At 51.0% G+C, this 11,962-nt stretch carries 10 protein-coding genes, 2 tRNA genes and 1 other RNA gene; 7 read left to right on the top strand and 6 right to left on the bottom strand.

Going from position 1 to position 11,962, the window contains the following annotated elements; genetic code table 11:
• The first annotated feature begins 145 nt into the window (after window positions 1-145).
• The gene (gene adhE, locus AC6I8B_RS10885; protein ID WP_010670264.1) at window positions 146-2,833 is read left to right on the top strand and encodes a bifunctional acetaldehyde-CoA/alcohol dehydrogenase; all 2,688 of its coding nucleotides are present in this window, start codon (window positions 146-148) and stop codon (window positions 2,831-2,833) included.
• Window positions 2,834-2,901: 68 nt separating this feature from the next.
• On the opposite strand, the gene tdk is transcribed toward adhE, so the two are convergent.
• The gene (gene tdk, locus AC6I8B_RS10890; protein ID WP_191919829.1) at window positions 2,902-3,522 is read right to left on the bottom strand and encodes a thymidine kinase; all 621 of its coding nucleotides are present in this window, start codon (window positions 3,520-3,522) and stop codon (window positions 2,902-2,904) included.
• Between the two features lie 409 nt (window positions 3,523-3,931).
• Here tdk and hns point away from each other — a divergent pair, with 409 nt between their 5' ends.
• Window positions 3,932-4,339: a histone-like nucleoid-structuring protein H-NS gene (hns, locus tag AC6I8B_RS10895; RefSeq protein WP_010244359.1), complete on the top strand. Its 408-nt coding sequence runs from the start codon at window positions 3,932-3,934 to the stop codon at window positions 4,337-4,339.
• A gap of 87 nt (window positions 4,340-4,426) precedes the next feature.
• Here the strand turns inward: hns and AC6I8B_RS10900 are convergent, their stop codons facing one another.
• The 5 genes from AC6I8B_RS10900 to rssA all read right to left on the bottom strand — a co-directional run bounded on the left by AC6I8B_RS10900 (window position 4,427) and on the right by rssA (window position 9,935).
• Window positions 4,427-5,434, bottom strand: a complete 1,008-nt coding sequence (locus AC6I8B_RS10900; RefSeq protein WP_022625568.1) for an NAD-dependent epimerase — start codon at window positions 5,432-5,434, stop codon at window positions 4,427-4,429.
• 14 nt (window positions 5,435-5,448) lie between these two features.
• Window positions 5,449-6,789, bottom strand: a complete 1,341-nt coding sequence (locus AC6I8B_RS10905; RefSeq protein WP_003852248.1) for a UDP-glucose dehydrogenase family protein — start codon at window positions 6,787-6,789, stop codon at window positions 5,449-5,451.
• A gap of 22 nt (window positions 6,790-6,811) precedes the next feature.
• Entirely contained in the window at window positions 6,812-7,720 is a 909-nt protein-coding gene (galU, locus tag AC6I8B_RS10910) for a UTP--glucose-1-phosphate uridylyltransferase GalU (RefSeq protein WP_008925296.1), read from the bottom strand.
• 193 nt (window positions 7,721-7,913) lie between these two features.
• Window positions 7,914-8,930 carry a two-component system response regulator RssB gene (rssB, locus tag AC6I8B_RS10915; RefSeq protein ID WP_010244345.1) on the bottom strand — a complete coding sequence of 339 codons (1,017 nt, stop codon included), beginning with the start codon at window positions 8,928-8,930 and terminating at the stop codon, window positions 7,914-7,916.
• Between the two features lie 99 nt (window positions 8,931-9,029).
• Window positions 9,030-9,935: a patatin-like phospholipase RssA gene (gene rssA / locus AC6I8B_RS10920; RefSeq protein ID WP_010244341.1), complete on the bottom strand. Its 906-nt coding sequence runs from the start codon at window positions 9,933-9,935 to the stop codon at window positions 9,030-9,032.
• A gap of 96 nt (window positions 9,936-10,031) precedes the next feature.
• On the opposite strand from rssA, the gene AC6I8B_RS10925 reads away from it, so the two are divergent.
• From AC6I8B_RS10925 to AC6I8B_RS10945, 5 genes are all read left to right on the top strand, one after another.
• A complete protein-coding gene (locus AC6I8B_RS10925; RefSeq protein WP_033771935.1) occupies window positions 10,032-10,487 on the top strand; it encodes a YchJ family protein in 456 nt (151 codons plus the stop codon).
• A gap of 56 nt (window positions 10,488-10,543) precedes the next feature.
• Window positions 10,544-11,392, top strand: coding sequence for a formyltetrahydrofolate deformylase (gene purU, locus AC6I8B_RS10930; RefSeq protein ID WP_003852258.1), 849 nt, complete (start codon window positions 10,544-10,546; stop codon window positions 11,390-11,392).
• A gap of 144 nt (window positions 11,393-11,536) precedes the next feature.
• Window positions 11,537-11,621: transfer RNA gene (locus AC6I8B_RS10935), tRNA-Tyr, on the top strand.
• A gap of 38 nt (window positions 11,622-11,659) precedes the next feature.
• Window positions 11,660-11,744: transfer RNA gene (locus AC6I8B_RS10940), tRNA-Tyr, on the top strand.
• Between the two features lie 41 nt (window positions 11,745-11,785).
• A non-coding RNA gene (locus AC6I8B_RS10945) (RtT sRNA) lies at window positions 11,786-11,913 on the top strand.
• Window positions 11,914-11,962 lie beyond the last annotated feature (49 nt).

Genomic DNA, 11,962 nt, shown 5'->3' on the forward strand with positions numbered 1-11,962 from the left:
CTCACTGACTGCAACAGAAGACTAGTTCAGTAAACAGTTGAAAATCCGGGCGTTCTAATCCAGTCCAGCGCCTTATGGCAACGTGACTATACTCAGGGCGCAGGATTGTTTACTAAAAAAGTTTAACTTCCTTCAGGAGAACACCATGGCCGTAACCAATGTCGCCGAACTTAATGCACTGGTTGAACGTGTAAAAAAAGCCCAGCGTGAATATGCCAACTTTTCTCAACAACAGGTCGACGCTATCTTCCGTGCCGCCGCCCTCGCCGCCGCAGACGCCCGAATCCCGCTTGCCAAGATGGCCGTTGCCGAATCCGGTATGGGCATCGTCGAAGACAAAGTGATCAAAAACCATTTTGCTTCAGAATATATCTACAACGCTTATAAAGATGAAAAAACCTGTGGTGTGTTAGCCACGGATGATACTTTCGGCACCATTACCATCGCCGAACCTATTGGCCTGATTTGCGGTATCGTCCCGACGACCAACCCCACTTCAACCGCCATCTTCAAAGCATTAATCAGCCTTAAAACCCGTAACGGCATCATCTTCTCTCCTCACCCACGCGCCAAAGATGCGACCAACAGAGCGGCAGATATCGTGCTGCAGGCGGCGGTGGCTGCCGGTGCGCCAAAAGATATTATCGGCTGGATCGACGCACCTTCCGTTGAGCTGTCAAATCAACTGATGCACCACCCTGACATCAACCTGATTCTCGCCACTGGCGGTCCGGGCATGGTGAAAGCGGCCTACAGCTCCGGTAAACCTGCGATTGGTGTCGGTGCGGGTAATACGCCGGTCGTGATTGATGAAACCGCCGATCTGAAACGTGCGGTTGCGTCGATTCTGATGTCGAAAACCTTTGATAACGGGGTTATCTGCGCCTCTGAACAATCGGTGATTGTGGTCGATTCAGTCTATGACGCGGTGCGTGAACGTTTCGCCAGCCACGGCGGTTATATGCTGCAGGGTGCCGAACTGAGTGCGGTGCAGAATATCATTCTGAAAAACGGCGGCCTGAATGCGGCTATCGTAGGCCAGCCAGCGTTCAAAATTGCGGAGATGGCCGGTATCAGCGTGCCACCGAGCACTAAGATTCTGATTGGCGAAGTGAAGCTGGTGGATGAGTCTGAGCCGTTCGCTCATGAAAAACTCTCACCAACCCTTGCGATGTATCGGGCGAAAGATTTCCAGGATGCGGTCGCGAAAGCAGAAAAACTGGTCGCCATGGGCGGTATCGGCCACACCTCCTGTCTCTATACCGATCAGGACAATCAGACCGAACGCGTTCACTACTTCGGCGACAAAATGAAAACCGCGCGTATTCTGATCAACACCCCCGCCTCGCAGGGTGGTATCGGCGACCTCTACAACTTTAAACTGGCGCCGTCTCTGACGCTGGGTTGTGGTTCGTGGGGCGGAAACTCTATTTCAGAGAACGTCGGTCCAAAACATCTGATCAATACCAAAACTGTCGCCAAGCGAGCTGAGAATATGTTGTGGCATAAACTTCCAAAATCCATCTACTTCCGTCGGGGTTCACTGCCAATTGCGCTGGAAGAAGTGGCAACGGATGGCGCGAAACGTGCCTTTATCGTCACTGACCGCTTCCTGTTCAATAACGGCTATGCCGACCAGGTGACCCGCGTACTGAAATCACACGGCATTGAAACGGAAGTGTTCTTCGAAGTTGAAGCTGACCCGACGCTGAGCATCGTGCGTAAAGGTGCTGAGCAGATGAACAGCTTCAAACCGGATGTCATCATCGCGCTGGGCGGTGGCTCACCGATGGATGCCGCGAAAATCATGTGGGTGATGTACGAACATCCGGAAACTCACTTCGAGGAGCTGGCGTTACGTTTCATGGATATCCGTAAACGTATCTACAAGTTCCCGAAAATGGGTGTCAAAGCGCGCATGATTGCCATCACCACCACATCCGGTACCGGTTCTGAAGTCACGCCGTTTGCTGTAGTGACCGATGATGCGACGGGTCAGAAATATCCGCTCGCTGACTACGCACTGACGCCTGATATGGCGATTGTCGATGCCAACCTGGTGATGGATATGCCGCGTTCACTCTGCGCCTTCGGCGGTCTGGATGCCGTGACCCACGCGCTGGAAGCTTATGTTTCAGTGCTGGCGAATGAATACTCTGACGGACAGGCACTGCAGGCACTGAAACTGCTGAAAGAGAATCTGCCAGCCAGCTATGCCGAAGGCGCCAAAAATCCGGTGGCGCGTGAGCGCGTACACAATGCCGCCACTATCGCCGGTATTGCGTTTGCCAACGCCTTCCTCGGGGTTTGTCACTCAATGGCGCATAAGCTGGGTTCAGAGTTCCATATCCCACACGGCCTGGCCAACGCCCTGTTAATCTCTAACGTTATTCGCTACAACGCGAATGACAACCCGACTAAACAGACCGCTTTCAGCCAGTACGATCGCCCTCAGGCGCGCCGTCGCTACGCCGAGATTGCTGACCATCTGGGTCTGAGCGCACCAGGCGACCGCACCGCGCAGAAAATTGAGAAGCTGCTCGCCTGGCTGGATGAGATTAAAACTGAACTTGGTATTCCAACCTCTATCCGTGAGGCGGGTGTGCAGGAAGCGGACTTCCTGGCGAAAGTCGATAAACTGGCCGATGATGCGTTTGATGACCAGTGTACCGGCGCTAACCCACGTTATCCGCTGATTGCTGAACTGAAACAGATTATGCTCGATACCTACTACGGTCGTGAATTTGTCGAACCGTTCTCAAGCGTAGCCGAAGCCATTGCTGAGCAGCCGGTAAAAGGTATTAAGCTTGAGAAGAAAGCCAAAAAAGTCTGATAGTGCCGTTCTGACTGTCTGATAAAAAAACCCGCCCCGGCGGGTTTTTTATTGCCTGAACAATAGGGTTAATTCAGCGGAGTCTGAGCGCCGTGGATCGCCTGCAACGATCCCCGCTCTATCGCCTGTTTATAATGCTTACGGCAGACTGAGATATAACGTTCGTTACCGCCAATCACCACCTGCTCACCCTCACTGAAAGGTTTGCCCTCGCTATCCAGTCGCAGAACCATACTGGCCTTGCGCCCACAGTGACAAATAGTTTTGAGTTCAACCAGCTTATCTGCCCACGCCAGCAGATACTGACTGCCAACAAACAGTTCACCGCGAAAATCCGTTCGCAGACCATAACAGAGCACCGGAATATCAAGGTCGTCTACGACATCTGACAGCGCTTTAACCTGCTCACGGGTCAGGAACTGACTCTCATCAACCAGCACGCAGTGGACAGGCTGAACGGCATGTTCAGCAGCGATGTCGCTGTAGAGTGATGTCTCTGCGTTGTATAGCAACGCCGGTGACGATAGTCCGATACGGGAACTCACCTGCCCGGCACCAAAGCGATTATCGATTTCAGCGGTGTAAACCAGTGAACGCATGCCGCGCTCATGATAGTTATATGAGGATTGTAGCAGTGCGGTTGATTTCCCTGCATTCATGGCAGAGTAATAGAAATAGAGTTGAGCCATCGGCGCGTATCTTCATCAGGACTGAATGGAATGGCGCGCATATTACCACAAAGCGGCGGCAATACGTTGCGGTTGATGAGTGAATAAAGTGTAACGGCTGGCCGTTTATTCCTCTGCATGCCGTTTCCAGCGCCTGTTATGTGCAGTGCCGAACGGGATAAGTTTTGCTTATTTTACCCGCAACAAAAGCAATGACGTTTTTGTTGCTGACCTGAATACATTAAATTTATTTGATATCGGACTAAAGGAAAATATTTTTATTCTGCACAACTGTGCAATTTTCTGGTGAAAATTATTTTTAGTCACCTGGGTAATTAGTGATATGCATATTTTTATGATTGCAGTTATTTTATGTCGCCACTACTATTAGCGGGCAACACAACTTTTCCCTTATTAAGAGACCAGGACAATGAGCGAAGCACTAAAAGTTCTTAATAATATCCGTACGCTGCGCGCCCAGGCCAGAGAGTATTCCGTTGAAATACTGGAAGAGATGCTGGAAAAGCTGGACGTAGTAGTAAAAGAGCGCCGCGAAGAAGAGTCTCATTTTCAGGCAGAAAATGAAGAACGCACACGTAAACTTAATCAGTATCGTGAAATGCTACTGGCTGATGGTATTGACCCGAATGAACTGATTAACACGCTGACCGACACACGGACTGCGGCAAAAGGTAAACGCTCAGTACGTCCGGCTAAATATGGTTACACCGATGAAAAAGGCGAGTCCAGAACCTGGACCGGTCAGGGCCGCACACCGGCCGTGATTAAAAAAGCGCTGGAAGAACAGGGTAAAAAGCTGGACGATTTTTTACTGTAAAAACCCGCAGTGTCACTGCCTTCCTGGCAGCCTGATGCGCAATAAAAAAGGAAGCCGGAGCTTCCTTTTTTTCTTTTAATCAGATACTCAGACGCGGTAAAAGTCGCGGTACCAGTCCACAAAGTTTTTAACGCCCTCTTCGACCCCGGTCTGCGGTTTGAATCCAATTGCCTTAAACAAGGCTTCGGTATCCGCACTGGTTTCCAGTACATCTCCAGGCTGCATTGGCATCAGATTTTTCTTCGCAGTAATGCCCAGGGCTTTTTCAATCGCTTCGATATAGCTCATCAACGTGACAGGCTGACTGTTTCCAATATTATAAACACGATAAGGCGCTGAACTGGTTGCCGGCGATCCGGTTTCAACTGTCCAGTTGTCGTCCTGTTGTGGAATAACATCCTGCAGGCGAACAATGGCTTCAGCAATATCGTCAATATAGGTAAAGTCGCGTTTCATCTGGCCCTGGTTATAAACGTCAATCGCCTCACCGGCAATCATTGCACGGGTGAATTTGAATAACGCCATATCCGGACGGCCCCACGGGCCATAGACCGTAAAGAAGCGCAATCCAGTGGTCGGCAGCTGATAGAGATGCGAGTAAGTGTGTGACATTAACTCGTTGGCTTTTTTGGTCGCTGCATATAAAGAAACCGGATGATCAACGCTATCTTCGGTTGAGAACGGCATCTTGCGATTCAGACCATAGACTGAACTGGATGAGGCGTAGAGCAGATGTTCAATTTTATGATGACGGCAACCTTCAAGGATATTGAGGTGACCCGTCAGATTGGAGTCTGCGTAGGCATGGGGATTTTCAATGGAATACCGGACACCAGCCTGAGCGCCAAGATGGATAACGCGCTGGAATTTTTGCTGATCGAACAGTGACGCCATTGCGTCACGGTCCGCCAGGTCCATCTCAATAAAAGTAAAACCAGGATCGGCCTTAATTAAATTGAGACGGGCATGCTTGAGATTTACGTCGTAATAATCATTCAGGTTGTCGATACCGACAACCTGGTGACCGGCGGCCAGCAGACGCTGGCTGACATGAAAACCAATAAAACCTGCGGCGCCGGTGACCAGAAAGTTCATAAATCCCTCGTTAATTATGCAGTTTGAATAGACGCTCCGCGGCCGATTGCATAATAAACGAAACCGCGTTTGCTGATACGCTCTGGATCATACAGGTTACGACCATCAAAAATCACGGCTTCTTTCAGTGCATTTTTGATGATGTCGAAGTCAGGTGCACGGAAGTTTTGCCACTCCGTACAGATGACCAGACCGTCAGCGCCCTGCAGTGCGGCTTCTTTGGTACCCATCAGCTTAAGATCGCTGCGGTGACCGTAGATACGCTGTGCTTCATCCATCGCTTCAGGGTCAAACGCCTGAACAGATGCGCCGGCTTCCCACAGCGTTTCCATCAGCACACGGCTGGAGGCTTCACGCATGTCGTCAGTGTTCGGCTTAAATGACAGGCCCCAGAGCGCAAACGTTTTACCTTTCAGATCGTCACCAAAATGACGTTTGATAAAGGTTGGCAGTTTGTTTTTCTGGTTGTCATTCACATCTTCCACGGCCTGCAACAGACGTGGCTGATAGCCAATTGACTCAGCGGTACGGATTAACGCCTGCACATCTTTCGGGAAGCAGGAGCCGCCGTAACCACAGCCAGGATAGATAAAGTGGTAGCCAATGCGAGGGTCGGAACCGATGCCCTGGCGTACTTTTTCAATATCCGCGCCTAAACGTTCAGCCAGGTTAGACATCTCATTCATAAAGCTGATTTTGGTGGCCAGCATGCAGTTTGCTGCATACTTGGTCAGCTCTGCGCTGCGGATATCCATCATGATCATACGATCGTGGTTACGGTTAAACGGCTCATAGAGCTCGCGTAACAGTTCTACCACGTCGTCGTTGTCAGTACCGACAACGATACGTTCTGGACGCATACAGTCATTAACTGCAGCACCTTCTTTGAGGAATTCCGGGTTAGATACCACATCAAAGGTGATGTTGGCGTCACGCGCTTTCAGCGCTTCCGTCATTACCGCACGAACTTTGTCTGCTGTGCCAACCGGAACGGTTGATTTGTCGATAACCACTTTGTGATCGTTCATATGCTGCGCAATGGTGCGCGCTACGGCGGTCACATATTTCAGATCGGCAGAGCCGTCTTCATCTGGTGGAGTACCAACTGCAATAAACTGCATAACACCATGGTTTACGCCCAGCTCAGCATCAGTGCTGAACTTCAGACGACCCGCTTCGTAATTGGACATTACCAGCGGCGTTAAACCTGGTTCGAAAATAGGAATGATGCCTTTTTTCAGATTTTCGACTTTGTTTTCGTCGACATCAATGCAGAGAACGTCATGTCCGACTTCGGCTAACACCGCAGCCTGAACCAGACCGACATAGCCGATACCAAATACAGTGACTTTCATCGAGTTATCCTGTGTTTATGAATTACTTTTTGTTGCCAACTGCGCCATCGAGCCATTCAGAAAAATCTTTGCCCAATACCGGATGACGAACACCGTACTCAACGAAAGCCTGCATGTAGCCCAGTTTGTTACCACAGTCATGGCTGACGCCTTTCAGGTGATATGCTTCAACTGTCTCTTTTTCCATCAGCATTGCAATGGAGTCAGTCAGCTGAACTTCGCCGCCTGCACCTGGAGGCGTTTTAGCCAGCAGTGGCCAGATCTCTGAAGAGAGAACATAACGACCTACAACGGCCAGGTTTGATGGGGATTCTGACGCTTTAGGCTTCTCAACCACACCGACCATCGGTGCGCTGTCGCCTGGGTTCAGTTCTGCGCCCTGGCAATCGACAACACCGTATGCAGTCACATCGGCAACCGGCTCAACCATGATCTGGCTGCGGCCAGACTCTTCATAACGGCTCAGCATCTCTGCCAGGTTATCTTTGGTTGGGTTAGATTCATATTCGTCGATGATGACGTCTGGCAGGATAACCGCAAACGGCTCATCACCGATCAGTGGGTGTGCACACATTACAGCGTGACCCAGACCTTTAGCGATGCCCTGACGAACCTGCATGATGGTGACGTGTGGCGGGCAGATTGACTGGATTTCATCCAGCAGCTGACGCTTAACGCGTTTTTCCAGCATTGATTCCAGTTCGAAGCTGGTATCAAAGTGGTTTTCGATGGCATTTTTTGATGAATGCGTTACCAGCACAATTTCGTTGATGCCAGCAGCGATACACTCGTTAACGACATACTGGATTAACGGCTTATCAACCAGCGGTAACATTTCTTTAGGAATCGCTTTGGTAGCCGGGAGCATACGCGTACCCAAACCCGCTACCGGGATTACCGCTTTTTTTACTTTGGTATTATTGGCAGACATTAAGATACCTCTCTTATAGGCCGTTCAAGTTAATACTTGATATGTCGGTTTAAAATCGGAAATGAGTATATCAGTTAGTATCGAACGGATTTATCCTGGAAGGCACCAAACCGTCGAAATTAAGACTATTACCCAACTGTAAAGCTAAACTCTGGCCCTGTCCTCAGCGCCAGAATTCCTCTGTTTTTACGGCTTATTCTTCCGTCGATAGCATCAGCCGAATGCGCCCGCCCGCGCCCCAGACGTGGCATTGCCAGTTTTCTGCGCGCTGACTGATCTGGTTAAGATGGGTGCTGCCCATAGTGCCAAGGGGGACACCATTGCTGAGCTGAATCTGATGGGCATGAACATGAAGTGTGGCGTTCAATCCGGCCGAAACCAGAATTAAGTTCTTTAATCCGCGATGATAGTACCCAACCAGTAACGGGAACTGGCCGCTCAGGTTCGCCTGGCGCAGTAACAGATTGACCTGTCTGAGCAGCCCATTGAGCTCGGGCAGACGCTGTTTCTGCCCGGTCAGTTGCTCCTGCAGCAGGCCATTGAACAGCGCCCGCAGCAGCAACGCTGCCAGCACGCCATTATCACCGGCACGGGTCACGTCCAGACAGTAGAACGCCAGATCTTTATCGGAGAGCGCCGCGATATCAAGCACCAGCCCAGGCTGCTCGGCCATCGTCAGCTGACGATAGTTAACCCGGCAGTTGGCAATAGTCTGTTGCACTGGTGGCTGGAGTTGCTTGAGCAGCTTGGCAGCCGCTTTAGGATCACGAACCAGCGCATCCCAGTCCTGGAACAGTTGTTCATCCTCTTCCACTTTCGAAGTGAACATAGAGGGATAGAGACACTCATAGACCGCTTCACGGAAGCGCTCAAAGTTTTTAAGTGGTTTAAGCAGCACATCCTGCACCCCAAGACGCAATACATGCGCAATATCCGACATGTTCTCGGTAGCTGAGATGATTAAAATCGGCACGATGTTGCCGCGGGTACGAATGTGCTCAACGAACTGGATGCCGCTCATGCGGGGCATTTCCAGATCGCAGATAATCAGGTCGACAGTATGCTGTTGTAGTTGTGCAATTGCTTCCAGACCATCTTCCGCTTGTAACGTCACAGCACCCATCGATAACAAAAATTGGTCCAGCAACGAACGGAAAACAGCCTCATCTTCGACAATGAGTATCTTTTTGCCGAGTAGTGGTTTTTCCATTCTTTCCCCCTGCGTACCAGATATTTCAATAGTGGTTCATAAAACGCAGTTGCGCCTTTAAGAATTGGCTGAAGTCACCGCTTTGAATGAACAACCTGATTATCTGCCACGGACCAGTGGTAATAGTTCATCCATTTTCTTCTCTACGGCGGCCTTGCCTGCTTCAATGGCTTCCTCAGCACGATGAAAGTCCAGCGTCGAAATTTGCGGACAGACCGGCTGAATCAAAACATCGGGCGGATCGCCTGCCATGCGATTCCGCTTCAGGCGATTTTCCAGCACCTGGATAGAGGTGGACATAATCTCCATCGCGCCAGGTGACTGAGACGCACGGCGCTGGCTGAAATTCACCAGACGCTGACGCAGCTTCCCACCCCAACTCAATGCCGCTGCGGCGGCTTCTTCTTCGCTATTCTGTGGTGTCACGGAAAAGAGATCCTGCTGCATTAAATGCGCGTCATGCTGTAAGTCAACGGCGATAACAATGTCTGCCCCCAGGGCACGGGTAAGTGAAATCGGCACCGGGTTGACCACGGCACCATCCACCAGCCAATACCCATTGTAGCCCACCGGCGGTAATAAACCTGGCATACTGCATGAAGCGCGTACTGCCTGATGCAGATCGCCCTCTGTCAGCCAGAGTTCACGACCGGTACTGAGGTTGGTCGCCACCACGCCAAAGGGTTTATGACAGTGCTCTATCGTGTCATTGGGGATCAGCTGACGAACATGGCTAAAGACCCGCTCACCGCGCAGCAGTCCGCCACGCTGCCAGGAGACATCCATCAGGCGAATAACATCCCAGTAGCGAAATGCACTGACCCATTTTTCCATCAGCGGCAGGCGGTTATTCACATAGGCAGATCCGACTAATGCCCCAACAGAGCAGCCCGCAACGACGTCGATCTCAATACCTGCACGCTCAAGCGCGTTGATCACGCCGATGTGCGCCCATCCTTTGGCCGCTCCAGAACCCAGAGCCAATCCAATTTTTACCTTTCTCATTTCTGTCTGGTCCTGCCGTCAATACGTAGCATCACAACACGGGGTCAGCTAACATAGCGCGCTTGTAAAACCGACCCATCATTCCCGGGAGATAATGTGTCAGAAACCTGCCCATGTTGTAGCGGAGAGCAGTATAGCGTATGTTGCGAGCCCTTTCTTCAGGGTAACCAGATTCCTGTTACAGCTGAACAACTTATGCGATCCCGTTATTGCGCTTATGTGCAGCATAATGCGGACTATCTGGTTGCGACCTGGCATCCTGAGAAGCGTGATCCGGCGCTGTCAGGGCTTTTATCTGAAAGTTTTCCAGGAACCGACTGGCTCAGTCTGAATGTAACCCGTTGTAATCATGGAAGCCATGAGAACGAAGCTTTCGTTACCTTTTTTGCGCGATACCGCGAGAAAACCAACATTCAGGCCATTCATGAATGTTCACGCTTTCTTCGCGAGGATCAACGCTGGTACTATGTTGACGGTACAGCACCGCCCGTGGGGCGTAACGATCGCTGCCCGTGCGGCAGTGAAAAAAAATACAAAAAATGTTGTGGTTAAGCTGACGGCTACCCCAGCGGTTTTACCCCTAATGCTTTGACAGGACTCTGATTGAGATGCAAGCGCAAACCATGCAAAGAAAAGTTTTACGAACCATTTGTCCCGATGCAAAAGGTCTGATCGCCAAAATCACCAATATTTGTTACAAGCACGAACTTAATATCGTGCAGAACAATGAGTTTGTTGATCATCGCACCGGGCGTTTTTTCATGCGTACCGAACTGGAAGGGATCTTCAACGACAACACCCTGCTCGCCGACCTCGACAGCGCCCTGCCCCAGGGTTCAGTCCGGGAACTGCACAGCGCCGGTCGTCGCCGCGTGGTGATTCTGGTCACTAAAGAGGCGCATTGCCTGGGCGATCTGTTAATGAAGAGCGCGTTTGGCGGCCTGGATATGGAAATTGCGGCGGTAGTGGGTAACCACGACACCCTGCGTTCGCTGGTTGAGCGTTTTGACATTCCCTTTGTGCTGGTGAGCCATGAGGGACTGACGCGGGAAGAGCACGATAACCGCATGGTGGAAGAGATTGACCGCTATCAGCCCGATTACGTGGTGCTGGCAAAATATATGCGCGTCCTGACGCCTGCTTTTGTGCAGCGTTATCCGAACCAGATTATCAATATTCACCACTCCTTCCTGCCCGCCTTTATCGGTGCCCGTCCCTATCATCAGGCTTATGAACGTGGCGTGAAGATCATCGGTGCCACCGCGCACTATGTGAACGACAATCTCGATGAAGGCCCAATCATCATGCAGGATGTGATAAACGTTGATCACAGCTACACCGCCGATGAGATGATGCGCGCCGGTCGCGACGTAGAAAAGAATGTCCTGAGCAACGCACTGTATAAAGTGCTGGGGCAACGCGTGTTTGTTTACGGCAACCGCACGATTATTCTTTAATCAGCCAGTGCGCTGAATTGTCTGCAGATTCAGCGCTACGCGTAAAAAGTGGGCAAACAGTTGCGGTTTTGCCAGTGGGCGCTTTACACCCTTATCGCATTTGGTATGATGCGCCCCGCTTTAAGAGAGAAAGATTCAGGCCATGGTGGGATTCCCGAGCGGCCAAAGGGAGCAGACTGTAAATCTGCCGTCACAGACTTCGAAGGTTCGAATCCTTCTCCCACCACCATCTGAATCTGAATCATCTTAAGCCACATCACTATCCCAGGTGGGATTCCCGAGCGGCCAAAGGGAGCAGACTGTAAATCTGCCGTCACAGACTTCGAAGGTTCGAATCCTTCTCCCACCACCATCTCGCATGTTGCACATCATCCCCAAAATAATACCTAAGCTTCCTGTTCTGCGGGGAGAGGGATGAGAACCTTCGATTAAGGTTCGGGTCGAGCATCGCGAGACAACGCGCTTCAGCGCGGCCCGCAGGGTGAGGCGCAACGCGCCGAATAATCCTTCTCCCACCACCATCTCGTATGTTGCACATCATCCCCAAAATAATACCTAAGCTTCCTGTTC

Source organism: Pantoea sp. X-Soil-ISGK-285 (genome assembly GCF_059730815.1).